General features: G+C 54.5%; 21 protein-coding genes. 14 read left to right on the top strand and 7 right to left on the bottom strand.

The genetic code is table 11. The features are described 5' to 3' along the window. Positions 1–301: 301 nt before the first annotated feature. The 5 genes from V7Z75_RS02295 to V7Z75_RS02275 form a co-directional block, all read right to left on the bottom strand. Positions 302–943, bottom strand: coding sequence for a peroxiredoxin (locus V7Z75_RS02295; RefSeq protein ID WP_334106890.1), 642 nt, complete (start codon positions 941–943; stop codon positions 302–304). 131 nt (positions 944–1,074) lie between these two features. Beyond that, positions 1,075–2,118: an ABC transporter substrate-binding protein gene (locus V7Z75_RS02290; RefSeq protein ID WP_334106872.1), complete on the bottom strand. Its 1,044-nt coding sequence runs from the start codon at positions 2,116–2,118 to the stop codon at positions 1,075–1,077. Positions 2,119–2,344: 226 nt separating this feature from the next. Next, the gene (locus V7Z75_RS02285; RefSeq protein ID WP_334106871.1) at positions 2,345–4,186 is read right to left on the bottom strand and encodes an ABC transporter ATP-binding protein; all 1,842 of its coding nucleotides are present in this window, start codon (positions 4,184–4,186) and stop codon (positions 2,345–2,347) included. Further along, complete coding sequence (locus V7Z75_RS02280; protein WP_334106870.1) at positions 4,176–5,963, bottom strand: ABC transporter ATP-binding protein; 1,788 nt, start codon at positions 5,961–5,963, stop codon at positions 4,176–4,178. Before V7Z75_RS02280 ends, V7Z75_RS02285 begins: the two co-directional genes overlap by 11 nt. Positions 5,964–6,035: 72 nt before the next feature. Continuing rightward, positions 6,036–8,441 (bottom strand): TonB-dependent receptor, encoded by a 2,406-nt coding sequence (locus V7Z75_RS02275; protein WP_334106869.1) that lies wholly within the window; start codon positions 8,439–8,441, stop codon positions 6,036–6,038. A gap of 511 nt (positions 8,442–8,952) precedes the next feature. On the opposite strand from V7Z75_RS02275, the gene V7Z75_RS02270 reads away from it, so the two are divergent. The 5 genes from V7Z75_RS02270 (at position 8,953) to V7Z75_RS02250 (ending at position 13,178) form a co-directional block, all read left to right on the top strand. Next, entirely contained in the window at positions 8,953–9,180 is a 228-nt protein-coding gene (locus V7Z75_RS02270) for a hypothetical protein (protein WP_334106867.1), read from the top strand. 65 nt (positions 9,181–9,245) lie between these two features. Further along, positions 9,246–9,893, top strand: coding sequence for an HAD hydrolase-like protein (locus V7Z75_RS02265; protein WP_334106889.1), 648 nt, complete (start codon positions 9,246–9,248; stop codon positions 9,891–9,893). Positions 9,894–10,487: 594 nt separating this feature from the next. Next, on the top strand, positions 10,488–11,552 hold the full coding sequence (locus V7Z75_RS02260) for an LLM class flavin-dependent oxidoreductase (protein ID WP_334106865.1): 1,065 nt from the start codon (positions 10,488–10,490) through the stop codon (positions 11,550–11,552). 18 nt (positions 11,553–11,570) lie between these two features. Further along, on the top strand, positions 11,571–12,740 hold the full coding sequence (locus V7Z75_RS02255) for an LLM class flavin-dependent oxidoreductase (protein WP_334106864.1): 1,170 nt from the start codon (positions 11,571–11,573) through the stop codon (positions 12,738–12,740). A gap of 162 nt (positions 12,741–12,902) precedes the next feature. Beyond that, positions 12,903–13,178: a cupin domain-containing protein gene (locus V7Z75_RS02250; protein ID WP_309565349.1), complete on the top strand. Its 276-nt coding sequence runs from the start codon at positions 12,903–12,905 to the stop codon at positions 13,176–13,178. A 59-nt stretch (positions 13,179–13,237) separates the two neighbouring features. On the opposite strand, the gene V7Z75_RS02245 is transcribed toward V7Z75_RS02250, so the two are convergent. Further along, complete coding sequence (locus tag V7Z75_RS02245; protein WP_334106860.1) at positions 13,238–15,811, bottom strand: [protein-PII] uridylyltransferase; 2,574 nt, start codon at positions 15,809–15,811, stop codon at positions 13,238–13,240. A gap of 2 nt (positions 15,812–15,813) precedes the next feature. After that, positions 15,814–16,617, bottom strand: coding sequence for a type I methionyl aminopeptidase (gene map, locus V7Z75_RS02240; protein ID WP_334106859.1), 804 nt, complete (start codon positions 16,615–16,617; stop codon positions 15,814–15,816). Positions 16,618–16,835: 218 nt separating this feature from the next. Here map and rpsB point away from each other — a divergent pair, with 218 nt between their 5' ends. The 9 genes from rpsB to bamA all read left to right on the top strand — a co-directional run bounded on the left by rpsB (position 16,836) and on the right by bamA (position 26,594). Further along, entirely contained in the window at positions 16,836–17,585 is a 750-nt protein-coding gene (gene rpsB / locus V7Z75_RS02235) for a 30S ribosomal protein S2 (protein ID WP_334106858.1), read from the top strand. 87 nt (positions 17,586–17,672) lie between these two features. Further along, entirely contained in the window at positions 17,673–18,548 is an 876-nt protein-coding gene (gene tsf, locus V7Z75_RS02230) for a translation elongation factor Ts (protein WP_334106856.1), read from the top strand. Between the two features lie 107 nt (positions 18,549–18,655). Continuing rightward, the gene (pyrH, locus tag V7Z75_RS02225) at positions 18,656–19,372 is read left to right on the top strand and encodes a UMP kinase (RefSeq protein WP_334106855.1); all 717 of its coding nucleotides are present in this window, start codon (positions 18,656–18,658) and stop codon (positions 19,370–19,372) included. Between the two features lie 32 nt (positions 19,373–19,404). Next, the gene (gene frr, locus V7Z75_RS02220) at positions 19,405–19,962 is read left to right on the top strand and encodes a ribosome recycling factor (RefSeq protein ID WP_334106853.1); all 558 of its coding nucleotides are present in this window, start codon (positions 19,405–19,407) and stop codon (positions 19,960–19,962) included. A 54-nt stretch (positions 19,963–20,016) separates the two neighbouring features. After that, positions 20,017–20,769, top strand: a complete 753-nt coding sequence (locus V7Z75_RS02215; RefSeq protein ID WP_334106851.1) for an isoprenyl transferase — start codon at positions 20,017–20,019, stop codon at positions 20,767–20,769. A 2-nt stretch (positions 20,770–20,771) separates the two neighbouring features. Further along, positions 20,772–21,662, top strand: a complete 891-nt coding sequence (locus V7Z75_RS02210; protein WP_334106850.1) for a phosphatidate cytidylyltransferase — start codon at positions 20,772–20,774, stop codon at positions 21,660–21,662. Positions 21,663–21,664: 2 nt separating this feature from the next. Further along, positions 21,665–22,849 (top strand): 1-deoxy-D-xylulose-5-phosphate reductoisomerase, encoded by a 1,185-nt coding sequence (ispC, locus tag V7Z75_RS02205; protein WP_334106849.1) that lies wholly within the window; start codon positions 21,665–21,667, stop codon positions 22,847–22,849. Then, a complete protein-coding gene (gene rseP / locus V7Z75_RS02200; protein ID WP_334106847.1) occupies positions 22,843–24,210 on the top strand; it encodes an RIP metalloprotease RseP in 1,368 nt (455 codons plus the stop codon). Before ispC ends, rseP begins: the two co-directional genes overlap by 7 nt. Positions 24,211–24,233: 23 nt before the next feature. After that, positions 24,234–26,594 carry an outer membrane protein assembly factor BamA gene (gene bamA, locus V7Z75_RS02195; RefSeq protein WP_442919855.1) on the top strand — a complete coding sequence of 787 codons (2,361 nt, stop codon included), beginning with the start codon at positions 24,234–24,236 and terminating at the stop codon, positions 26,592–26,594. Positions 26,595–26,608 lie beyond the last annotated feature (14 nt).

Here is a 26,608-nt window from a genome sequence, read left to right as displayed (position 1 = left end):
CCAGGGACACACGGATTAACAGTCCGTTGCTCTACCGACTGAGCTATCGGGGAATTGATAAAGGCGCTACTATACTGGGCTGGCGGGGAGTGGTCAACTGTTTTTCTGCAAAAACTGCAGCCTCACTTGCGAGATTCTGACTGTGTCTTGGCAGGCCTGAATTTTCCTTCTTCAGATCATATTTTTTGGCATTGAAATGGCAATCCAAGTACATGTCTGGATGCTGGAATTAAGGTGTGCGGATAGCTCCCTTGCCTTGCCAAGCCGGGTAGATAGCTTGGCATGACAGGTGGAAGGGCGCTTATTTGTTAGGTTGCGGGGTCAGCCTGAGATAGGGCTTAATGGTTTTGTAGCCCTTGGGGAATTTCTGTTTCAGGACTTCCGGATCGGTAATGGATGGCGCAATCACCACATCGTCGCCATCTTTCCAGTCCGCAGGAGTAGCTACGCTGTGGTATTCGGTCAGCTGCAGCGAGTCAATCACGCGCAGAAGCTCAATGAAATTACGGCCAGTGCTGGCGGGATAAGTGAGCGTCAGGCGGATTTTCTTGTTGGGGTCGATGATGAATACCGAGCGCACGGTAGCAGTGGTGCTGGCGTTGGGATGGATCAGGTCATACAGTCCAGATACCTTGCGGTCGGCATCGGCGATGATAGGGAAGTTGACCTCGGTACTTTGGGTTTCGTTGATATCGACGATCCAGCCTTTATGAGATTCCACGGGGTCTACGGAAAGTGCAATCGGTTTGACGTTGCGCTTCTTGAATTCATCGAACAGCTTGGCGGTGGCGCCGAGCTCAGTGGTGCATACGGGAGTGTAGTCTGCCGGATGGGAGAAGAGGATACCCCAGCTGTCGCCCAGCCAATCGTGGAAAGAAATCTTGCCGATGCTCGACTCCTGGGTAAAGTCGGGTGCGGTATCACCTAGTCGTAATGTTGCCATCATGGGGCTCCTCTTAGGTTATGTTGGAATCCACCTTACTTGTGTAAGAGGAAGGTGGATCGGGATGTGATTTAACTTCTCAATTTAAGCATATAAGTCAATGTATCTATATTATTTTAATAATATGCTTATTACGCTGCTTTCTTTGCAAGGGAGCGCAGCACTTCGGCCAGCGGGGTTGGGTCTATCCAGGCTTTGACGTCGAAGTCAGCCTTGATGAAGCCCCATTCCAGCAGGAAGTTCTTGTAGCCCTCCAGTGCGGCGATGAATTCCGGGATCAGCTCAGTTCCTTGGTGCAGGTGGATGTCGTTGCCGTAGGCCTTGCGCACGTAGTCGTCGGTGGAGCCAGATTCCTTGGCAATGTAGGCTACGGTTTCAGCTTCGTGGGCTGCTGCCCAGTCGCCAGCATCAACGATGCGGCGCAGGAAGCGGGCTACCAGGTCAGGCCGCTGGCGCAGAAGCTCTCCATCAACCGTGATAGGGCGTGGAGCGCCGTTATTGGCGCGGACTTTCGGGTCGGGGTGGTTGCGTACGTCATAAACAATGGTTAGCCCATTGGCTTCAGCAGTTTCGTAACCGCGCGCGCCCTTGGTGAAAATGACATCAACCTTGCCACTATTGAGCGCTTCCAGCTCGGTTGCATAAGCTACGCGGGTGCCGCTGCCCCAGCCAAAGCCAGGCGCGGATTGCGGCACTTCAAAATCGATCAATTCCACATCTTTGGTGGAAAGGCCAGCTGTTTCCAACGTAACGACAATGCCGCGCAATGCGCTGGCGCGTTGATGGTCGATACTGATGCGGTTCAATGGCAATGCGATTTTCTTGCCTTTGAGGTCTTTTGGCTCCTTGATGCCGGAAGCAGGCAGGGCGAGAATCAATTGGGCTTCGTCAACCCAGTTGAGGCCGATGACCTTGGTATCTGCGCCATTGGCGCGCGCCCAGATAGCAGGGACGTTGCCGCCTTGGCGGAAGGAATGCGGCAGCTTGTGGTCATAGTGCGATTCGAGCAGTTCCGGGTCGCGGGTTTCCTGTAGCGTGTTGATCGTGATGTTGTCGGGCTGGAATTCCTGTTTGAACCAGTCCTGGCGGGCTGCAAGGCCGAGCGGGGTAGGAACAGGGCAGCGTGTGTACCAAAGGGTATCAACGGAAGTGTTTTGAGAGCTTGCTGACGACATGGGGAGTCTCCTTGTAATTGAGCCTGCGCAGATGAACAGGTTGGAGCCTTAGTAGTGGCATGTTCCATGCCAAAATTAAAATAGATAGAATAGTTGTTAAAATTATATATTTATCAATTAATTAAATTAAGTTATTAATGTTATTTATTATTTATTGATGATCGTAAATCAACAGTAACCAGGGCTACTGTTGATGATGAAACAGTAGCCCTGACTGTGGTTGAAGCTAGGCAGGTTGGTTGTTGGCGTTGGAGGCTTCTTCGTATGCCTGGTAAAGCCTGGAGTAGGCGCCGCCCTGGTGGATAAGTTGTTGATGGTTGCCTAGCTCCTGGATATTGCCGTCCCAGATGACGGCAATACGGTCTGCATCCCGGATGGTAGCCAGCCGGTGCGCGATGATGATGGCGGTGCGGCCTTCGCACAAGCGGCGCAGGGCGGTCTGGATACGGCGTTCAGTATGGATATCCACGGCAGAAGTGGCTTCATCTAGCACCAACACGGCCGGGTTGGCGAGATAGGCGCGCACCAGGCAGACCAGTTGCCGCTGCCCGTGGCTGAGGAATGCGCCTAGCGGGCCGACTGCGGTATGGTAGCCCGCAGGCAGCCGCTCCAGCACTTCATCGGCACCCAGTTCGCGAGCGGCGGCAATCAGGGCTTCATCGCTGGCTTCAGGGGCTGCCAGGCGCAGGTTGTCCAGCACCGTGCCGGAGAATAGGACGTTGTCCTGCAGCACGATGCCCACCTTGCGGCGCAAATCCTGCTGCGCATACTCGCGCACGTCCTGGCCGTCTATCCTGACCGCGCCCGCATTGACCTCATAGAAACGCGTCAGCAACTGCACCAATGTGCTTTTGCCGTGGCCGGTCGGCCCGACAATCGCCAGTACTTCGCCAGGATGGATGTCGAGGTTGAAGCCGCGGATGACGGGCTTTTCCGGCAGGTAGCCGAAGATGACGTTGTCGAATTCCACCTTGCCGGATTCCTGCTTGGGTGTCGCAGGCGTTGCCGGGTCCTGGATTTCAGGTTCTGTATCCAGCATCAGGAAGATACGCTGCGCCGAAGAGGCACCGGAAGTGTAGCGCTCGAACAAATCGTTCAGCTCCTGCAGCGGCCCGAGGAAAAGCTGGACATAGAACAGACTCTGCGCGAGCTGGCCGACCGTCATTTCCTGGTCCGCGATGCCGATACCGCCCACCATGAGCAGGAAGGCCATGCCGACCGTGCTGAGCACCTGCGTCAATGGCAGGAACCAGCTTGACTTCATGGAGCCCTTGATGAGGATATTGTTGAAGTCTTCCAGCAATCCGCGATAACGGCGCGCGTTGCTGGATTCGTTGACCGTCTGCTTGAGGATGCGCACGCCGGAGACGGTTTCCACCAAGTGCGCGGTAAAGCGCGCACGCGCCTCGGCGACACGTCCCCATATCTTTTCCGAAATGCGCTTGAACAGCCAAGTACCCAAAATCAGGAAAGGCACGATGCTGGCCAGGGCTAAAAATAGCTTAGGCGAAATCCACCACAGGGCAATCGAGGCCACGACCAGGCGCAGCAGCGCCGAGAACAGCTCGGGCGGGCCCTGCACCAGCAAGGGCTCCAGCGTATCGATATCGCGGTCGGCGCGGGAGATGATGCGGCCGGCCTTGGTCTGGTCGAAATAGCGCACGCTCAATGCCTGTACATGGCTGAACACGCGGATGCGCAGCTTGTTGAGGATGTCGATGGCTGCCGTGCCGGCGAGGTATTGCGAAAAGCTGCCCAGGCCGAAACGCAATGCCCAGCTCAAGCCAGTGGCGACCGACATCCAGACCAGCAGCGGGGTATTGAGGACGATGCCTTGCGCGGTCTGGATGAAGCCGTTGTCGATCACCTCGCGCAGGAACCACGGGCGGATGAAGATCACGCCTACCAGCACGATTTCGAGCAGGATGACGGCGAGAATCCGGCCCTTCACATCCTGCAGCAGCGGCAGCAGACGCCAGAACATGCTGCGATCGAGCTTTTTGCGGGCGAATGCCTGTTCCAGCTCGATGTCATTGAGCGGCTTGTCGCCGCGGAAATCATTTGCCATGGTTGACTCCCAGCAGGTCGCGGTATTGCGCATTGGTGGTGGATAAATGCTCATGCGTGCCCTGGTCGCTGATGCGGCCCTGGTCGAGCATGGCGACGCGGTCGGCGAGCAGGATGGTGGAGAGCTTGCTGGCAATCAGGATGACGGTGATGGGCTGGCCGTTGCTGTTGCGCAGCTGGCGGATGTTGTCCAGCACTTGGCGCTCGGTAATGGCGTCCAGCGCGCTGGTGGCGTCGTCCAGTACAAGGATGGAGGGCTCGGCGAGAAACGCGCGTGCCAGGCTGATGCGCTGCCGCTGCCCGCCGGACAAGGTGATGCCGCGATCGCCGATTCTGGTCTGCAGGCCGTCACTCAGGCGGTCGAGCACTTCCGTTGCACCCGCTTGCTCCAAGGCTTGCAGGATTTGTTGCTCGCTTGCCTCCGGCTTGGCTAGCCGTAGGTTGGCCTCCAAAGTGTCGGAGAACAAGAAACTTTCTTGAGGAACGACATTAATTTTTTTTCTTAATTCATTTAATTTGAATGATTTTATATTGTTCCATCCTGCCCATGGCGAGCCGATTTCCACGCTCCCGGCATCCGCATCCAGCAAGCGCGGCAGCAATCCCGCCAGGCTGCTTTTGCCGGAGCCCGTCATGCCCACGATCGCCACCACCTCGCCTGGGGCGACTTCCAGATTGCAATCCTGCAATATCGCATTGCCCTGGCCAGGGGATTGGATGCCGACATGATTCAGCCGGATGCCCAATGCCCCTTCTGGAACGGAGTCGGCGCCTGACTTGATCGTCGGCTGCTCGTCGAGCAGTTCCCAGATGCGTGCGGCGGAGGCGCGCGCATCGGCGAAAATCTGGATCACCCGGCCGATGCCCTCGATGCGGAACACCAGCGCATTGGCGACCAGCACCGAGGCAACCAGTTCGCCGATATTGAGCGTGCCTTGCTGCACCAGGTATGCCCCCGCAGCCAGGATCCAGACATGGCTCAAGGCAACCACGGTCTGTGGCAGGGGAATACGCGAGGCGGCATAGGCCAGTGCGCTCCGCGCGTTCTGCATGAAGCTCTGCACCAGCGTCGTGAAAACCGCGACGCGCTGCTGTTCCAGGCCGAAGGACTTGATGACGCGCACGCCGTTCACTCCTTCGCTCAGTTCCTGGTTGACCGCGTCGTAGGCCGCGCCTACGGCGCGATCCAGCGTCACCAGCTTTTCTGTCTGGGTGACGAATAATGCAATGCCGCCCAGCGTGAATGCCAGCGTGCCCAGGCCCAGCCATGGGTGATACCAGGAGAGCAGGGCGACGGAAACCAGCACCCAGAGGCTGGCCTCGAACACCTGGCGCCAGAAGTTGATCAGGGCGTCGCGCACCTTGTCGGCATCTCGCGTGGTACGCGTGACCATTTCGCCCATGCCATGCCGCCAGTGGTAGGCGAGATCCAGCCGCTGCACCTGGTGCAGGATGCGCTCGCGCAGGATGGTGAGCAGGTCTTGGCCGATCACCAGCGACATCAGGCCGCCGATATATTGCAATATGCCCCTGCCAAAAGCGACCAGCAGCAATAGAACGATCCAGTGCAGCGCTTGTGAATATTCCAGGCTGCCATCCGCTAGCCTGGTAATGGCATTGCCGCTCTGGACATCGTTGACCGCTTGGCCGACCAGCCATAGCTGCCATGCCATGCCGATATTGACCAGCGTGAACAAAAGTGCCGTCAGGGAAAATTTTTCCGGCATGTGACGATAGAGGGCGAGGCAACGGAGCAGAGGGGCATGGATGATCGTCATACGTCACGTCCTGTAAAAAACAAGGCACCTGGCCCGCAGGCCAGGTGAACTGAGGCGGGGAGTAATTATTTTTTAAAAGCGCAAGGTCAAGGAAATTCCTGCTGTGCGTGGCGAGCCATAAATCGTGGTGGCGCCGGTCGCAGGTGCTGCAGGCAGGGCATGGGCGATGTATTCCTTGTCGAACAAGTTATTGACATAGCCCGTGACAGAAATGCGGTCGCCCTTGGTGCTGTATGTCACTCGCGCGTTTACCAGCGAATAGCCGTGTTGGCCAAGTAATTTATAGTAGGCATTTTGGGATGCGTTTTGCGCATTCACAAAATAGAACTGGTCGCTGGTATAGTGCCAATCGATGCTTGAAACGATCTTGGCGTCGTTGTCCAAGGGGATGCGGTAAGTTGCTGACAATAGGCTGTTGAAATTTGGTGTGCGCACCAAGTCGTTACCATTGAAATTGGTGGTGCTGTTCTGTACAACCAATTCCTTGAATTCGCTGGATTGCAGGCCGATATTGCCTACTAGGCGCAGGCGGTTGGTAGGCAGGGCTTCCACTTCCAGTTCCAGCCCCTTGATCGATGCTGATTTGGCGTTTTGCAAGTAGGAAACCGTGGTGGTGGCGCCGGCCGGAACGCCGACTACGTTGACTTGGACATCGTCGTAGTCGTAATAGAACAAGCTGGAGTTGAAGTTCAGGCGTCCTTCGAGCCATTCCGACTTGTAGCCCAATTCATAAGCATTCAGCTTTTCCGGCTTGACGGTATTGAGCGCGGCAGTGGCAGTGGCTGCGGTATTGAACCCGCCTGATTTCTCGCCATGCGCAAACTTGAAGAATGCTCGGCTGGTATCACTGATCTTGTATTCCGGCGTGAAATCGTAAGTAAATGAATTCCAGCGTTTTTCCTGCTCGGCATCGAAATTTGTTACCAGTCCTACCGGGTTGGTAAACAAGTTGGTGTCGGTGAATGCGTTCCACCATTGGGCGATGTTGCCGTAGCTGGCGGCGGTAATGCCAGCGCCTGTTGCTGAACGGCGTGAGATATCGGTTTCCTTTTTCTCCGTTGACCAGCGGGCGCCCAAGGTAGTGGCGAAGGAGTCGGTCCAATTGTAAGTGGTGCTGCCGAACAAGGTGAAGCTCGAAGCCTTGTGGCTGTAATCGGTATAGCTGAAATTATTCAAGGCATTGGTTGACGAGCCAATAAAGGCAGGCACAGTGCCGTTTGGCAAGCGCGCGCTGGCGCTATAGGAGTCGATGTCTTCCTTGAACAAGTGAATGCCGGAGAGCCAGTTCCAACGGTCTTCGCGGGGTGAGGCCAGCCGGAATTCTTGCGAATATTGCTTGCTCTTGGCGTCGGTATAACCGCGCGATAGCTCCAGCGGGCTATTGTCGCTATCAGAGAGACTGTTTAAATCCCAATCCTCATACGCGGTGATCGATGTCAGCGTATAAACGCCCAGATCCCAGCGAAATGTTAGATTTGCGCCGTTTTGGGTAGAGTCACTTTTGCCATCAGCATTGGCGGCCACTTCTTTGCGCTTTCCGCTTGGCACATAGCCGAAGCGGAAGGCACCACCTGTGCCAACGCCGGTGACGGTCTGGATGGAGCCGTCGGTCTTATAGTCACGGCGATGTATATTGAGCAGCGCTTCCAGGTTGTCTGTGAGCTGGAACAGCAATTGGCCGCGGATAGCAGTATCCTTTTGGCTGCCGTCGCGTTGACCGGTAAATGTATTGCGGAAATAACCGTCGCGATCCTGGTCATAGAATGAAAGTCTTCCAGCCACACGCTCGCTTACCAGTTCTCCACCAACTGCGCCTTCAAAAATACGTGAGCCGTAATTGCCAATGTCGGCTTTCACATAGTTTTCGCCTGAATCAAAGCTGGGCTTCTTGCTGATGATATTAACGGCGCCTCCAGTTGTATTCTTGCCCCACAAAGTTCCTTGCGGGCCGCGCAGCACTTCTACGCGGTCAAGGTCAAATAACGGAAAGCCTGTAGCAGTGGCATTGCTGAGATAGACATCATCCAGATAGATGCCGACAGGACTGGCCATATCGATTTGTTGCTGGCCAGCGCCCACACCACGAATCCACCAGCGAGGGCGGCCGTTTGCCTGGGTGTTCGCCGATGCGTTCGGGACATAGTTAAGCACTTCGCTTGCAGAGCGGCCTATCCCGCGGTCCTGCAAATCATTTCCTCCCAGTACAGAAATTGCAGTGGGGACTTCTTGTGCATTTTCTTCGCGCTTGTTCGCTGTCACCACCACGCTGCCAAGGGCAGATTCGATCTCCTTGGGCTGAGCCGCAGTGACGCCGGTATTGGCGTCAGCGTTGTTTTCAGTGGTTTCCACCGCGCTGTTTTTTTCCTGTTCATCAGCGGCATGAGCGGAGCCGAGGAGCAGGCTGCCAGTGAGCACGCCAAGGAGGGCATGGGCAACAGGCTTGCGGATGAAGGCGATAGCTAGGTTCTTGGATGGCATATGGTTCCCTGAAATCATGATGAAAACGAAATTGCATTGATGAAACGTCAATGCCAAGTGGCAGGAACCATGCCAATGTTCTGGTTTTTAATTAACTTATTGAATTTAAATATAAATAATTTTATTTGACAGGTGTTTGGCGTGCTGTTGTGTTTTTTTGGCAACAGGAATCGTGGTGCTGGATCATCATCTGTTGTTTTCTGAACAGTTGATCTGGCATTGCCTTGGGTATGTTGATTTATGTGTTGCTTTGCGAGCACCTGTTGATTCTCGATCATCTGCTTTGGTCGGGATGGGGAGGTTGTGTTCGTTTTGCAGCAGAAATATCCGCGCGGGATTGGGTGCTGGAAGCTCTATATGGGGTTGGTGGATACTGAAAAGTGTGGAAAATTTTTAATTAATAATATATTTAAAAACAAATTGATATTTAATATTTTTGATAAATAGGATTAATAATATTCTGTATCAGGATAGCTATTTTTCTACCTCAAGGCAGAAGGTGGCACGGTGTTTGCGGAAGTCCAGGCTCAATCATTCTTCATTTCGAGGATTCGACCGCGACAACACACCGTCCGTCCTGGGGGTGCCAGAAGACTTCCAGGTCGAGATATTGATCGCAATCGGCAAGCAGAGGGAAAGCGCGGCTTTGCCCGAGGATATCCAGGCGAGGGAACAGCCGACCCCGCGCAAGCCCTTGGCGGGGTTTTACGCCGAAGGCCAGTTCAATTTCAAGGAGTAGCGCAATGACACTCCGGTTTGGAGGCGCATTGCCGATGAAAAAGCGGAATTTCCTGAGTGATTGAGATGCGCCACGACAAGCTGCTTTTCGATCTGGACGGCACGATCAGCGATCCTTTGACCGGAATCGCGCGCTGCATCAATCATGCGTTGCATCACGCCGGGTATCGTACATATACGGAGGCCGAATTGGGCCCTTTTGTCGGGCCTCCGCTTGATCAGACCTTCCAGGCAATCACCGGGAGCAGCGACCAGAATGAGATCAGGGCATTGGTGGAGAAGTATCGGGAACGCTATGCCGACATCGGCTACGCGGAGAATCAGTTGTACCAGGATATGGATATTGTTATCGCAAGGTTGTATGAAGCCGGGACGGTCATGGCAGTCTGCACTTTCAAGCCTCAGGTATATGCGGAGAAAATCCTGGAACTGTTCGATCTCAGGCAGTATTTCCGCTTTGTCAGCGGCGGGGATATTGGCATCAGGAAATGGCAGCAGATTGCGGAACTGAAAGCGCTTGGCCTTGCAACGGAACGCACCCTGATGATAGGCGACCGGAATGTAGACCTGACTGCGGCGTTGCGGAATCATCTGCCATCCGCCGCAGTGTTGTGGGGATATGGTTCGGCGGAGGAGCTGCTGCCCCACGACCCTTTGCATGTCTTTCGCCGCCCGGGCGAGCTTTTGCAGTTGAGGGGATGGATTGTTGTTTAGTCATTAACACTTCAGGCGCAATCGCAGTGGGTATTGTGCCGTATTCAGCGAACATTATCGGTTCGGAGATATCTCTCCAATAGCGGTTGGGCATTGTCGCGCTGCCTTTCGCTTGCCAGCGAGTCCCTTTCATTTGCTTCGCCAAATAAAAGTAACCAAAGCAAAGGCGACCCCGGTGCCCTGCGTTGCTCGTGCCGGATGGGGGCTTGCTGAACTCGCTGCGCTCAAACAGACGCAAGCCCTGAATCCATCCAGCACTGTGCTACTCGGCGCAGCCAAACGGGGGCAACGTCAAACCCCAACCCGCTCTTGGCATTGCTGCGCTCGCCATTGGCCTTGAGGGGGCGTGCATGCCTCAACTGTTTGAATTCAGTCAGTTAAAACATGCCAACTGTTGCAATAAAAACAGTTTGGGCTGTGAATTGGCCTGGATTGGGTAGGCTGTCGTGTGACTTGAAATAAAGAGTAGTGGGATTAATCCAATAAATTCAACCTTCTAAAAAATCCCATATATGAATGATGGGAATTTGCAGGAAATGGCATGGTTTCTGCGATAAGTATGGTGATCTAAATAGAAATATCGCGGAGATATGCATGACAGTTAAATTTTTCTGGCAAGCGCAGACCTCAGGGGATGGGCGCTATGCCGACGCCGAAAAACGCATCCGGGGCGAAAGGGCCGACAGTCGGCCTTATTTCCTGCCGGGCGTGACCGACCCTCGCGGCCAGCGTTTCAATTATTTCGACCATTTGCACCAGATCGCCAAGGCGGTGGAACTGGCCAAGTTCGACGGCATCAAGGTCAGGAACGATCCTGAAGGAGACGAATCCTGGATCGTCGCCGGCTACCTCAGCCGTGCGACGCGCTACTTGACGGTGCTGGCAGAGTTCGACGCCTCGCGCGGCTCGGCAGTTTATGCCGCCAAGAACGCGGTGAGCTACCAGCGCTTTACCGAAGGCCGTTTTGCCTGGCAGATAGGCGTGGAGTCCGATGAGGCGAAGCGCAGACAGCAGGGCGACTTCGCGGCGCAGGCGGACCTGTATCCAAGGGTAGAGGAGTTTGTCACTGTGGCCCGCAACGTCATCACCACGACCGGGTACGACTTTGACGGCCGCTTCTTCCAGGTGTTGCAAGGCGGCTTCCAAGGGCCGCTTTCCGGTCAGAAGGTTCCTCCCATCTATCTATCCGGCGAGACGGACGAGGCATATGCCCTCTCAGCCAAGCTTGCCGACGTGCATGTGCTGGAAGCGCAGCCGCTGGATGAAGTCGCAAAGAAAATCTCGCTTTTACGCAACCTGGCAAGCAAGCAGGGCCGTACATTGCAAATCGGCCTGCGCGTGGATGTGCTGGCGCGCGAAACCGAGGAGGAAGCGGTATTCGACGCCAAGCGTTATGCCGAACAGAGCGGCCAGCAAGCCGACGACAGCAATACCGCAGGGTTGTGGCAGGGCTTGACCACAGCCAGCACCGGCGCAAGCGCCGCGCTGGTCGGCAGCTTCGAGCAAGTCACGGAACAATTGGCCGCGCTGGCGGAAGCGGGCGTTGAGCAGTTCATCCTGGGCGCCGTCCCCAGCCTGGAAGAGGCCTACTGCATTGGCGAGAATGTCCTGCCGCCGCTGCGTTCCCTGATAAACGGCGCCAGCCAGCGCGCAGCCTGATAGAGGAGTCGATATATTATGGCAATTGATGTTTTCTGGAGAATTCCAACGCACGGCGAGCCAAGCTCGCTGCGCAACAAGCTGCACCACCGCGGCGACTGGTCGCAGCAGCAAGGCGACCATATCGTGCAAAAAGGCCTCAGCGGAGGCCATGGCGACGGTTTCAACAACCTCGACTATATCGCCGAGGTGGCGCGTGCCGCCGAGATATCGGGCTTCCAGGGCGGCTTGATCCCTTCCTTCCCGATGACCGACGAGCCGTGGGCGATTTCCTCGTTCCTGGCGCGCGAGACCAGTACTTTCCGCTTCATGATCGCGTTCCAGCCGGGCTTCCTGAACCCAGTCGTGGCCGCGCGCATGACGGCTAGCCTGCAACGCGCCACCGGTGGCCGTGCCCTTTACAACGTGATTACCGGCGGTGGCGGCCCTGCCCAACTGTGGTGGGGCGACGTAGCGCCGCACGACGACCGCTATGCGCGCACGACAGAATTCCTGGACGTATTGCGCGGCGTATGGAGCGGGAACAGTTTTTCCTACCAGGGCAAGTTCTACCAGGTGGAGAATGCGGCGCTGCCGGCCCAGCTCCTGGGCCAGGACTTTCCTGAGATTTACTTCTCCGGTTCGTCCGACGCGGCCCTGGCTTCCGCCTCCAAGCATGCGGACTATTATCTTTCATGGCTGGAGCCTTTCGACCAGTTGCGCGACAAGTTCGACCGCGTGAAGGAGCGCACCGCCGCATTGGGCCGCAAGATCAAATGCGCAGTGCGCGTGGACATCATTGCCCGCCGCACCGAGGAGGAGGCCTGGCGCGAAGTGCAGCGCGGGTTTGAAAACCTCGATGACGCCGCGCGCGAGCGCTACAAGCGTTTCGCCCAGCAAACCGGGGATTCCGTCGGCGCCAGCCGTCAGCGCAGCAATGCGCCGAAGGAGCTCAATGATTACCGCGACTTCATCATCCATCCCAACGTCTGGTCCGGTCTCAGCCTGCTGCGCGGCGGGCAGACCCAGGGCATCGTCGGCAGCTACGAGCAGGTGGCCGAGCGCCTGGATGACCTGGTCAGGCTTGGCGCGGATGCTTTCATCCTCGCCAGCACTCCGCACCTGGAAGAGGCTTATCGCGTTGGCGAAGAAGTATTGCCGTTGGTGCGCGGTCACGACAGCGCGCCAGTCTTGCGCGCGGTGGGATAACAGCAAGGGTTAAGGCGGCCTTGGCGGCCTGACCTGCAAAGGACTGGTGGAAAAATTGCTGAAATGAATCGCATTTACTCGGGAATGGGTCTACATGTTAAAATCTACGATCCAAGCAGGTCGTTTCATGCGGCTATTCAATTTTTAGATGAAGGATGTTAAATGAGCCAAATTATTATCGAGCACAACCCAAGTGAAGAAAAACTGAAGGAACTGGGCGTTGCCAACTGGTCCATCTGGGAAAAGGAAGTGTCTAAGTTTCCACTGGATTTCGGTATCAAGGAAACTGCATATGTTCTCGAAGGCGAAATCCTGGTGACACCAAAGGGTGGCGAACCAGTCCGCATCGTTCCTGGTGACCTGGTTGTGTTCCCTGTTGGCCTGCAAAGCAGCTGGGAAGTGGTCAAGCCACTGCGCAAGCACTACAAGCACGGTTAATTGCCGGATTGATCAAAAGAAAAAGCCCCGCATTGCGGGGCTTTTTCTTTGTAGCAGCTTTAAAGCTGTTCGCGTAATGAGGCCTCAAGTTGTGTCAGAACACCTTGATCCAGGCGTTGGCCTGATTGATCCGAGATCAGGAAAGTATCTTCCGCGCGATTGCCCAAGGTGTTGATCTTGGCGGTATGCAGGCGGATATGATGCTGCTGTAGCACATGGGCAATACGTGAGAGCAAGCCTGGCCTGTCATTGGTAGCGATATCCAGGATGGTGTTGTTGCTGTCAGCTTCCTGTTTCAAGGTGACTTCAGGCTTGATGGGCATGTGCTTGACCTGTCGACTGATGCGGCCCTGCGCTGGAGCGTCTGGAAGAGCTTTACTAGTCAATTTTTGTGTCAATTCATATTCGATAAAATTTAATAAATCACGAGAACTTAGTTTCTTATTTGATTGATATAAAACAAGAAAATTATCAAGAGCATAACCATGTTGAGTAGTGTGAACCTTGGCTTCCACAATGTTGTAGCCAAGCTTGCCGAAAAAACTGCAGATACGGGCAAAGATATCCGCTTGGTCGGGCATGTAGATCATGGTCTGGATGCCGTCTCCTGCAGGACTCAATCTGGCACGCACGATAGGTAGTTGGGTATTGATATGGTCAAACAGCAGGCGGGTGTTCCAGGCGATGAGATGAGCTTCGTGGCGCAGGAAATAAGCCGGGCCAAACTGTTGCCATAGCGGCAAATAGGTGTTTTCGACGATGCCGTAGTAATTCAGGATTTCCTTGGCCTGCTGCTGTCGTGCGGCCAGCTCTGCATCCAGGCTGCTGCCGCGCAATATGCGTTGGGTAGCGCGGAACAGATTTTCCAGCAGCGCGGCTTTCCAGTTATTCCATACTTTAGGGCTGGTACCGCGAATATCTGCCACAGTGAGCAGGTATAACGCGACAAGGCGCTGCTCGGTGGCGACGTAGCTGGCGAATTTCTCCACTACTGCCGGGTCGGACAGATCAGATTTTTGCGCAGTAGTGGACATCACCAAATGAGCCTCTACCAGCCAGGCGACCAGCCCGCCGTCTTCCTTGGAGAGATTGTGCTGCTTGCAAAATCGGCGCGCATCGACTGCGCCCAAGGTGGAGTGATCGCCGCCGCGTCCTTTGGCAATGTCATGGAACAGCGCACCTAAATACAGCAGATATGGCTTGGGAAATTCCTTGAACAGGCGGCTGCATACCGGAAACTCATGCAAAAAGTCGGGGTTGGCGAAGCGTCGCAGATTGGCGAGCACATTCAGGATATGTTCGTCCACTGTATAGACATGGAACAGGTCGTGCTGCATCTGGCCGGAGACGCGCCCGAACGCAGGGATATAGCGCCCAAGCACGCCATAGCGGTTCATGCGTTTCAGAGTGCGGGTAATGCCTTCTGGTTGCTGGATAATCTGCATGAACAAGGCTTTATTCCTGGGATTGCTGCGGAATTGTGGCGTAATTTCGCTCTTGGTGCGATGCAGGGCACGCAGCAGGTTGGCTCCCATGCCTTTGAGTTCCGGGTGCTGTTGCAAAACCAGAAAGCTTTCGAGGATGGCGGAAGGATCATCGTAGAGCAGGGTGGGGCTCTTGGTTTCCAGCAGGCCATTGACAGCCTCGAAGCGCTGGTTGAGGCTGACCACAGTATGCTGCTGCGGATAGATGCGTTCGCGCAGCACTTGCAACAATATCTCATTGATCAGACTGACAAACTTGGCGCTTTGGTAAAAGCCGTGCATGAGCTGTTCGCTGGCGCGTTTGCGCTTGGTGGTTACCAGCCCCAATTGTGTGGCGAGTTCGTTCTGGAAATCAAACAGCAGCCTGTCTTCCCGGCGCTTGGCCAGGAAATGCAGGCGGATGCGGAGCATCTGCAAATGGCGCTCATGGCGACGTACTTGGCGGGCAGCTTGTTTGGAGACGATGCGATTTCTTGTCAGTTCGTGCCAATTGCTCCCCAGGCCGAGCGCACGCGCGATCCAGATGATGTTCTGCAAGTCACGTAGCCCGCCTGGGCTTTCCTTGATATTGGGTTCCAGATTGTAAGCAGTATCGTTGAAACGAGCGTGGCGTTGTTCCTGCTCCTGGATCTTGGCCTCAAAAAAGCTATCTGCCTGCATGATGAAAGCGATGGTTTGCTCGAAAGCCTGGTACAAGGGGGTACTGCCATCTAGGTAGCGCGCTTCCAGCAGGTTGGTTTGCACAGTAACGTCGCGCCGGGCTTCCTCAATGCATTCCGCTAGGGTGCGGACACTATGGCCGATAGCCAGGCCGGTATCCCATAGCGTGCTGATCAGCGCTTCAATATTCTGGTTGAGGGCGGTATTGCTATCATCCGGCAGCAGAATGAGAATATCGACGTCGGAATAAGGAAATAACTCGCTGCGGCCATAGCCGCCCACGGCAATCAGGCAGGCATGCTGATTTAATCCGCATGCCTGCCATAGGGAACACAGAACCTGATCTGCCAGCCTGGATTGTTCGTGCAGCAGGCGGCTGACATCGGGCTTTTGTTCAAACGCGACTCTTAAAGCCTGTTGATCTTCCTGTAGCTGATGGCGCCATTGTTGTGCCAGGTGGGCATGTCCGGGTTGTGTTGCAGAGGGCATTCTTACTGGGTGATAAATGCGGGAGGAGCAGGCATTTCTGCGGAAATGGTCAGCACTTCATAGCCTGTTTCCGTCACCAGTACCGTATGTTCCCACTGCGCGGACAGGCTGTGATCCTTGGTCACGATGGTCCAGCCGTCGCCAAGCTGCTTGATGTCGCGCTTGCCGGCGTTGATCATGGGTTCGATGGTGAAGATCATTCCCGGTTTCAGCATGGCGCCTTTGCCTGGCAGTCCGTAATGCAGCACTTGCGGGTCTTCGTGGAAATTTTTGCCGATCCCGTGACCGCAGAATTCGCGTACCACGCTATAGCCGTGTTTTTCAGCATAGGTTTGGATGACATGGCCGATGTCGCCTAGCGTTGCACCGGGCTTGACCTGGGCAATACCCAACCACATGCAGTCATAGGTGATATCAGACAGGCGCTTGGCCTGGATGGAGAGTTCACCGACATGGAACATGCGGCTGGTGTCGCCGTAATAACCGTCCTTGATTACAGTGATGTCAATATTAAGGATATCGCCACTCTTGAGCACTTTATCCCCAGGAATACCGTGGCAAATTTGGTGATTGACCGATGTGCAGATGGACTTGGGGTAAGGTGTGTGGCCATGCGGCGCATAGTTAAGCGGAGCGGGAATGGTTTTCTGCACGTTGACCATGTAGTCATGGCACAGTTCGTCCAGCTTGCCTGTGGTGACGCCCGGCTTGACGTGGGGCGTGATAAAATCCAGTACTTCTGCAGCCAGTTTGCAGGCTACGCGCATTTTTTCGATATCTTTTTCTGTCTTGATGTTGATTGCCATGGTGGTGCGAGGCTTGCGCCCAGGTTTTCCTTGAGTTCGTACAGCTGCTTATGGTAGCATACGCACCCGTTTGGCAGGAAACTCAAGCCTGTCAGCGAATCCTGCAGTCTGACCATTATGTCGGGCTGTAAATCTGCACATATACCCCGTACAGGGTGCCTGCTGAACGCAGGTGATGTTGGGTGTATGGAAGCAATAACCCTTACTGGAGATTTAAAATGTCCGTTACCATGCGTCAAATGCTGGAAGCCGGTGTCCACTTCGGCCACCAAACCCGCTACTGGAATCCCAAGATGGCTCAGTACATCTTTGGCGACCGCAACAAGATTCATATCGTCAACCTGGAAAAGACCCTGCCGCTGTTTGAAGATGCGCTCAAGTATGTGCGTCAGCTGGCTGCAAACAAGGGCCGTATCCTGTTTGTTGGCACCAAGCGTCAAGCGCGCGAAATCATCAAGGAAGAAGCAGCGCGCGCCAATTGCGCATACGTCAACCATCGCTGGCTGGGCGGCATGTTGACCAACTTCAAGACCGTCAAGCAGTCCATCAAGCGCCTGAACGACTACGAAGCCATGCTGCAGGAAGGCGGCCTAGAAAAGTTTGGCAAGAAGGAAGCTCTGGGTTACAAGCGCGAAATTGAAAAGCTGGAACGCTCCATCGGCGGCATCAAGGAAATGGGCGGTTTGCCAGATGCGATTTTCATCGTTGACGTTGGCCATGAAAGCGGCGCCGTGACTGAAGCCGGCAAGCTGGGTATTCCTGTCATTGGCGTGGTTGACACCAACAACTCTCCTGACGGCATCGCGTATGTGATTCCTGGTAATGATGACTCCAGTCGTGCGATCCGTCTGTATGCGCGTGGCGTTGCAGATGCCGTATTGGAAGGCCGCAACCAAAGCATCAATGAAATCGTGAAGGCAGCGTCCGAAGAGGAATTTGTCGAGGTTGAAGAAGCCGCGGCAGAGTAAGACCCTGTTGCAAGGGGGCTTTGGCCCCCTTTTTTTGTACCTGATTCTGGCCTCGGGCCAAAAAACATATGTTAAGGAGTAAAAAGAATGGCTGAAATTACCGCAAGCATGGTCAAGGAATTGCGTGAGCGCACTGATGCGCCGATGATGGACTGCAAGAAGGCGTTGACCGAAGCTGAAGGTGATATGGCGCGTGCCGAGGAAATCCTGCGCGTGCGTTTTGGTAACAAGGCAAGCAAGGCTGCTGGCCGGGTTGCTGCTGAAGGTATTGTGGCTGTCAGCATCAAGGCTGATGGCAAGGTCGGCGCAATTGTCGAAATCAACTCCGAAACCGATTTCTGCGCCAAGAATGCGGATTTCCTGGCGTTTACTGCGCAGGTGGCTGATGCCGCTGCCGCTTCCAAGCCTGCTGATGTGGATGCATTGTCTGCATTGGGCATTGATGGCGGCACTGTTGAAGAGGTGCGTACCCAACTGGTAGGCAAGATTGGTGAAAATATTACTGTGCGTCGTTTTGTTGCTGCGGATGCCAAGGGTAAGTTTGTCAGCTACGTGCACGGTGGCAAGATTGGCGTGCTGGTGGATGTGATTGGTGGCGACGAAGCGCTGGGCAAGGATATTGCCATGCACATTGCTGCGGCCAAGCCGAAGTCCCTGGATGCCAGCGGCATTTCTGCCGACCTGATCGAAGCCGAGCGCCGCGTGGCTATCGAAAAGGCCAAGGAAGCCGGCAAGCCGGAAGCCATGCTGGACAAGATCGCGGACGGTACCGTGCAGAAATTCCTCAAGGAAGTCACCCTGCTGAGTCAGCCATTCGTCAAGGATGACAAGCAAACCATCGAGCAACTGCTCAAGGACAACAATGCCAGCATCGCTTCCTTCACTATGTATGTAGTGGGCGAAGGCATCGAGAAGGTCGTGACCGACTTTGCGGCTGAAGTGGCTGCTGCAGCGAAGGTGTAAGCAGGATCATGGCCGCAGTGTTGCGGCCATAAGGTAGTTGAGGCGTGTATCGCCTGTTTCAGGCGGTACGCGTGTGCATCATCATTTGCATAACAATAAGGAGCCCCATGAGCACTCCCGCCTATAAACGCATTTTGTTGAAACTCTCCGGCGAAGCCCTGATGGGCGAGGATAGCTACGGTATCAACCGAGCGACGATTACCCGGATTGTGGAAGAGATCAAAGAAGTTGTTGATCTTGGCGTTGAAGTGGCAGTTGTCATTGGTGGCGGCAATATCTTCCGCGGAGTTGCTCCGGCAGCGGAAGGCATGGACAGGGCAACGGCAGACTACATGGGTATGCTGGCGACTGTCATGAATGCGCTGGCCCTGCAGGATGCGATGAAGCATATCGGGCTGGTCAGCCGCGTGCAGTCGGCATTGAATATCGAGCAGGTGGCTGAGCCTTATATCCGTGGCAAAGCTATCCGCTATCTGGAAGAGGGGCGTGTGGTCATTTTTGGCGCAGGTACCGGCAATCCATTCTTCACCACCGACACCGCAGCAGCGTTGCGCGGTATGGAAATCAATGCCGATATCGTACTCAAGGCAACCAAGGTGGATGGCGTATATACCGACGATCCCAAGCGCAACCCTGAAGCCATGCGTTACAAGACACTGACGTTCGATGAAGCGATCGTCAAGAATCTCAAGGTGATGGATGCGACTGCACTGACATTGTGCCGTGACCAGAAATTACCGATTTCCGTATTCAGCATTTTCCGCCAAGGTGCGCTGAAGCGGGTGGTGATGGGTGAGGATGAAGGCACGCGCGTGCTTCCATAACATCCAGATACACGTATTAGGTAGGAGAAATCATGATACAAGACGTAAAGAACAACGCAGATCAGAAAATGCAGAAGTCCCTGGAGGCGCTAAAGGCTGATCTGAGTAAAATTCGTACTGGCCGTGCGCATACCGGGCTACTAGATCATGTCATGGTGGAATACTATGGCTCCATGGTGGCGATCAACCAGGTGGCCAATGTCAGTTTGGGCGATGCGCGTACCCTGAACGTGCAAGCATATGAAAAAACCATGATCAGCAAGGTCGAGAAGGCGATTCGTGATTCCGATCTCGGTTTGAACCCTGCCACCAATGGTGATGTGATTCGCGTTCCGATGCCGATGTTGACTGAAGAGCGCCGTCGCGACCTTATCAAGGTCGTGCGTAGCGAAGGTGAGGGTGCCAAGGTGGCGGTGCGCAATGTGCGCCGTGACGCCAACGATGCCTTGAAAAAACTTGTCAAGGATAAGGAAATCAGTGAGGATGATGAGCGCCGCGCGCAGGATGAGGTGCAGAAGCTCACAGACAAATATGTAGCGGAAATCGATAAGATGCTGCAGACCAAGGAAACCGAGCTGATGGCGATTTAAGCCCGGCAGGCGCTGATTTTTCTTACATTTAGTTTTATCTCCACGGAGCATTGAGTGGCACTTTTTTCCAGCTCCACCCAGTCCATCCCGGTAACGGGTGATATTCCGCAACACATTGCCGTCATCATGGATGGCAATGGGCGCTGGGCCAAGAAGCGTCTGCTGCCGCGTGTGGCGGGTCATAGGCGTGGTGTCGAGGTTGTGCGCGAAGTGGTGCGGCAGTGTGGCAATCACGGTGTCAAATACCTGACCCTGTTTGCGTTCAGCAGTGAGAACTGGCGCCGTCCTGCGGACGAAGTCAGTTTCCTGATGGGCCTGTTCATGGAGGCCTTGCAGCAGGAAGTGGGCAAATTGGCGGAAAACAATATCCGTTTGCGCATGATCGGGGATTGCTCGCGATTTGAACCTGCTTTGGTAGCCAGGATTGCCGAAGCGGAAGCGCAGACCGCTGGAAATGATGGACTGACGCTGACTATCGCGGCGAATTATGGCGGACGTTGGGATATCATGCAGGCCATCAAACGCTTGATCGCCGAGAAGCCGGAGTTGGCAGAGCAATTTACCGAAGCTGACCTGTCAGCCTACCTCAGCATGTACTATGCCCCCGAGCCTGACCTGTTCATACGAACCGGCGGCGAGCAGCGCATCAGCAATTTCCTGTTGTGGCAGCTTGCCTACAGCGAACTCTATTTCACAGATACCCTGTGGCCGGATTTTGATGAGGCAGAGTTTAAGCGTGCCATTCTCTCTTACCAGCAACGCGAACGCCGTTTTGGCCGTACCAGTGAACAACTGATTTCGAACTGATTATGCTGAAAACTCGTTTGCTGACAGCTGCCGTCTTGATTCCTGCTTTTCTGGCAGCGCTGTTTCTGTTGCCAGAACTCTATTGGTCGCTACTGATGCTGGCAGGTACGCTGGTTGGGTTGTGGGAATGGTCAGGCATGATCCGTTCCCGGACTGCCCGGAATAAACAGGCGGGTAATGTTGCTGTCCAGCAGGAAGTGGCCCCGGTCTTGAATCCAGTGGCTCGTGTGCTTTACCTGCTGGCGACAGCGGTGGCTGGCGTTTTCCTCGCTTTCTCGCATGGTCTGGAAAATGCATTCATGCAGGAGTATGCGCTTTATTGGGGATTGCTGATTGCCGCTGTGTTTTGGGTTGTCATTGCTCCGCTCTGGCTGGGGCTACGTGCCAGAATCAGGAATGTTTATCTGATGTTGCTGGCGGGCTGGGTCATCATATTGCCATTATGGCAGGCGCTGGTGAGCCTGCGTGCTATCAGTCCTTGGGTATTGCTGGCCGTGATGTTGGTGGTCTGGATTGCCGATAGCGCTGCCTATTTTGCCGGCAAGCGTTTTGGCAAGCACAAGCTTGCAGTGAATATCAGTCCAGGCAAGACCTGGGAAGGCGTGGCAGGTGCGCTGGTGGTGGTTGGCCTATATGGTTTGGGTTTGTGTTTTATTTTCAATCTCAACCTGGTTCTGGTTGCCGGATTCTGGATATTGACCATCTTCAGCGTTATGGGTGATTTACTGGAATCACTGATCAAGCGCCAGGCCGGAGTCAAGGACAGCGGCAACTTGCTGCCCGGTCATGGCGGCATTCTTGACCGCGTGGATGGCTTGACATCCAGCCTGCCCCTCGCCGCGTTTTTCCTGCACTTACCGCTTTATTATCAAGCGTGGATGCATTCCGCGTAAGCATGCGTATGCCACAAAATGTCACCATTCTGGGGGCCACGGGTACGATAGGTCTCAATACGATGGATGTGATTGCCCGTCACCCCGACCGTTACCGTGTTTTTGCCTTAACTGCGCATTCGCGCGTGGATGAGCTGGCTGAATTATGCCTGCGCTACCAGCCTCGCTATGCAGTCATGCTGGATGAAGTCGCTGCAGATAAGCTGCAAAAGAAACTGCATGGCACTGATACTATCGTGCTTTCCGGCATCCAGGCGCTAGAGCAGGTGGCGGCACATACGGAAACAGATATCGTCATGGCGGCTATTGTCGGCGCTGCCGGACTCAGGCCTGCGATTGCAGCGGCATATGCAGGCAAGCGCATTTTGCTCGCCAACAAGGAAACGCTGGTGATGGCGGGCAGCCTGTTCATGCAGGCGGTGGAAAAGGGTGGCGCTACCTTGCTGCCGATCGACAGCGAGCATAATGCTATTTTCCAGGTGATGCCCCAGGAACGGTTGGCAGCGCTTGAGCATGGCGGCGTACGACGTATCTTGCTGACTGCTTCAGGCGGGCCTTTCCGCCAATCCAGTATCGCTGAGCTGGCAGCAGTGACGCCCGCGCAAGCGCTCAACCATCCCAACTGGGTGATGGGACCCAAGATCACGATCGATTCCGCCACGCTCATGAATAAGGGCCTGGAAGTAATCGAGGCGCATTGGCTGTTCAACGCCCCGGCAGAAAAGATTGAAGTGGTGGTGCATCCCCAGAGCGTCATTCATTCCATGGTGGAATATATTGACGGCTCAGTGTTGGCGCAAATGGGCAACCCGGATATGCGCACGCCGATTGCCTACGGCCTGGGCTATCCTGACAGGCTGCACGCCGGAGTGACGGTGCTGGATCTGTTCCAGGTCGGCCGCTTGGATTTTGAAAAACCTGATACCGGGCGTTTCCCCTGCCTGCGGCTGGCTTTCGACGCGTTGAAGCAGGGTGGCACAGCGCCCGCGATTCTCAATGCGGCTAACGAGGTGGCTGTGGAAGCTTTCCTGAATGGTAGGATTGGTTTCCAGGACATCCCGCGTCTGATTGAGTCAGTGTTGACCATGATGAATATCGATGCGGTGCAATCACTGGAGCAATTGATCGAGGTGGATAATCAAGCGCGTGCGCAAGCCATGGAATGGAAGCAGTTGCAGGCATGTTGACTACCTTACTTTCTTTTCTTGTCACCTTGGGTATTCTGATTGCCATCCATGAATATGGGCATTTCCAGGTGGCGCGCTGGTGCAATGTCAAGGTGCTGCGTTTCTCCATCGGTTTCGGCAAACCTATCTTTAAGCGAAACTTTGGCGCGGATCAAACCGAGTTTGTCATTTCAGTTCTGCCTTTGGGCGGTTACGTCAAGATGCTGGACGAGCGCGAAGAAACCTTGCCTGATGATCTAGGCGAGCAAGAGCTGGCGCGCGCGTTCAACCGGCAATCTGTCTGGAAGCGTATCGCCATTGTCTCTGCCGGGCCTGTAGCTAACCTGCTGTTGGCTGTCCTGTTGTACTGGGTGTTGTTCATGAGTGGCATCTCCGGCATCAAGCCATTGGTAGGCGATATTCCCCAATCAACACCGGCTGCCCAGGCTGGTCTTCAGCACGGTGACTTGATTACTGCGGTAGCTGGTGAACCTGTCGCGAGCTGGACGGATGTCCGCTGGATATTGTTGCAGGAAGTGATCAAGTCGCCCGGGGTCGCTATGCGGGTGCAGGATGAAAACGGGCAGGAGCACGAAGTCAACCTCAAGCTGGATAGCATAGGCAAGGATGATTTTGAGACGGATTTTCTGGTGGAGAAACTGGGGCTGGCGCCTTATCGTCCACCCATGCCTGCCATTCTGGGAGATATCGTGGCTGACAGTCCCGCAGCCAAAGCTGGTTTGAAAACTGGCGATGAAGTGTTGGTGATCAATGATCAAGCCATTACCGAATGGGAGCAGTTTGTCACGCTGGTGCGCGAGCAGCCCGGTAAGCCGCTGGCATTGCAGATAGCACGTGGTGCTGAAAAGCTGGCGGTAACAGTCACTCCCGAGGCCGTGGATGAAAAAGGCCAGCAGATCGGGCGTATTGGCGCAGCTTTCCAGTTTGATGAGACTATGCTCGACAAATTGACCGTGCTGGTGAGCTATGGGCCATGGCAATCCTTGAGTCGAGCAGTCGATAAAACCTGGGAAACCTCTGCGCTCAGCGTCACGATGCTGGCGCGTATGGTGTCCGGCGATGCTTCCTGGAAAGGGGTCAGCGGCCCGGTGACGATTGCAAGCTATGCGGGGCAGAGCGCGCATAGCGGCTGGAAATCATACATTGGCTTTCTGGCGCTGATCAGCATCAGCTTGGGTATATTGAATCTCTTGCCCATCCCTGTGTTGGATGGGGGGCATTTGCTGTATTATACGATTGAAATTTTCAAGGGCAGTCCAGTCTCTGAAGCCACCATGGAAATGGGTCAGCGGATTGGTTTTTCCATATTGGCAATACTCATGGTGATTGCGTTCTACAATGATATCTCCAGGCTTATATAGGTTGAGTTTGAATGAAGTTTGGCATGAAGCTTAAACATATCCCGTTATTAATCCTGGCCATTTATTCCACTTCAACGCTGGCTCAGGAGCCTTTTGTTGTTAAGGATATCCGTGTTGAGGGGCTGCAACGTACTGAAGCAGGTACCGTATTCAACTATCTTCCCGTGCGCGTGGGCGAAACCATGACGGACGAAAAGGCCACACAAGCGATCAAATCGCTGTATGGCACGGGTTTCTTCAAGGATGTGCGCATCGAGTCTGACAACGGTATCCTGGTTGTAATGGTGCAGGAGCGTTCAGCGATTGCGCAGTTGGTGTTCAATGGCAATAAGTCTTTCCCTACCGATAAGATGAAGGAGGGTTTGAAGCAGATTGGTCTGGCCGAAGGTTTGATCTTCGATCAATCCATGCTGGAACGTGCTGAACAGGAAATAAAGCGGCAGTATTTATCACAGGGTAAATACGGCGCATCCGTCAAGACCTCAGTTACGCCGCTGGAGCGTAATCGCGTTGCTGTGCGTTTTGATATTGAAGAAGGCTCGGTATCCAAGATCCGCAATATCAATATTGTCGGCAGCAAGGATTTCACCCAGGACGAATTGCTCGAAAAACTGACCTTGACCACGCCAAATTGGCTGACCTGGTGGAACAAGAACGACCAGTATTCCCGCCAGAAGCTGACGGCTGATCTTGAGGCATTACGTTCGTTCTACATGAACCAAGGTTATCTTGAATTCAATATTGACTCGACCCAGGTATCAATTACCCCGGACAAGCGTGATATCTATATCACCATCAATGTGACCGAAGGCGAGAAATATACTGTTACCGACGTCAAGCTGGCTGGTGAAATGTTGATCCCGGAAGCGGAAGTCCGCAACTTGATCTCAGTGGAGCCAGGCGAGATATTCAATCGCCAGCGCGTGACGGAGTCCAGCAAGGCGATCAATGACCGGCTGGGTAATGATGGCTATGCGTTTTCCAACGTCAATGCCATCCCCGAAGTGGATAAGGAAAAGCATACTGTTGCCTTTACCTTCTATGTTGACCCTGGTCGTCGCGTATACGTGCGCCGCATCAACCTGACGGGTAATACGCGTACGCGGGATGAGGTGCTGCGCCGTGAAATGCGCCAGTTGGAATCGGCATGGTATGGCGCGGACAAGATCGAGCGTTCCAAGCAGCGGTTGGATCGCTTGCAGTTTTTCTCTGACGTAAACGTCGAAACTCCAGCAGTGCCAGGCACGACAGATCAGGTTGACCTCAACATCAACGTCACGGAGCGCTCCACGGGTAGCATCATGTTTGGCGCGGGTCTGTCCAGCTATGAAGGCGTGGTATTGGGTATTACTGTCAACCAGAACAATTTCCTGGGAACAGGTAACCGTGTCGCTGCGCAGGTGAATACTGGCCGTATCAATACCGTCTACTCATTGACCTATACAGATCCTTACTTCACGCCGGATGGTATCAGCCGCGGTTTCAATGTCTATCATCGTAAAGTGGATACTACCTATCTGCGGACAGGTGACTACAAGACTGCTTCTTACGGCGCTGGCGTCAATTTTGGCATGCCGTTGAATGAACGCGACTTCGTTAATGCTGGTCTCACCTTCGATTACACCGATGTTGAGCTGAGCAGTAATAGCCCGCCGCAGTTCAAGCGTTATTGCAGCAGCTCGGAAGACCAGAACAGTTGCAGCAATAGTTCCTGGTTTGTCAACCTGGGCTGGACGCATGATACGCGCGACAATATCTTGTTCCCGAATAAGGGCGTACTACAGCGCATCAGTACTGAAGTGGCATTGCCAGGGCTTGACCTGCAGTATTACAAGCTGGAATACAAGCATGCCTGGTACAAGGACATCAGCAAGAATGTGACCTTGATGCTGAATGGCGAAATTGGTTACGGTAATACTTATGGCAACAAGGATTACCCGTTCTTCAAGAACTTCTATGCCGGTGGCGTGAACTCTGTACGTGGCTATGAGCAAAGCTCGATCGGCCCGCGTATATACGACATCAACGGCAACTATCGGGATTTTGCCGCAGGTGGTACCAAGCGACTGTTGGCGAATGCAGAACTGTATTTCCCGATTCCAGGGATGAAGGATAATAACGCTTTACGGTTGAGCACTTTTATTGATGCGGGCTCGATTGCTGGTGATGGAATTGATGACTCGGCAGCGTGTTTTGACCGAGCGGGGAATGCTGCTGGTTGTCACTATTCCACAAGTCTGAGCGATATCCGCTACTCCACAGGTTTGGGGGTTAGCTGGCTCTCGCCATTCGGCCCGATCAAGTTGGTGTTGGCCAAGCCGCTCAATAAACAGGATGGCGACCGCACCCAGGTATTGCAATTCCAGATGGGGCAGCAGTTCTGATTTAGCGGCAATGT

It is taken from the genome of Methylobacillus sp. (assembly GCF_036844465.1).
Lineage (GTDB): Bacteria > Pseudomonadota > Gammaproteobacteria > Burkholderiales > Methylophilaceae > Methylobacillus.
The sequence above is the reverse complement of the archived record's forward strand: the minus strand, read 5'-3'. Positions and strand labels throughout refer to the sequence as shown.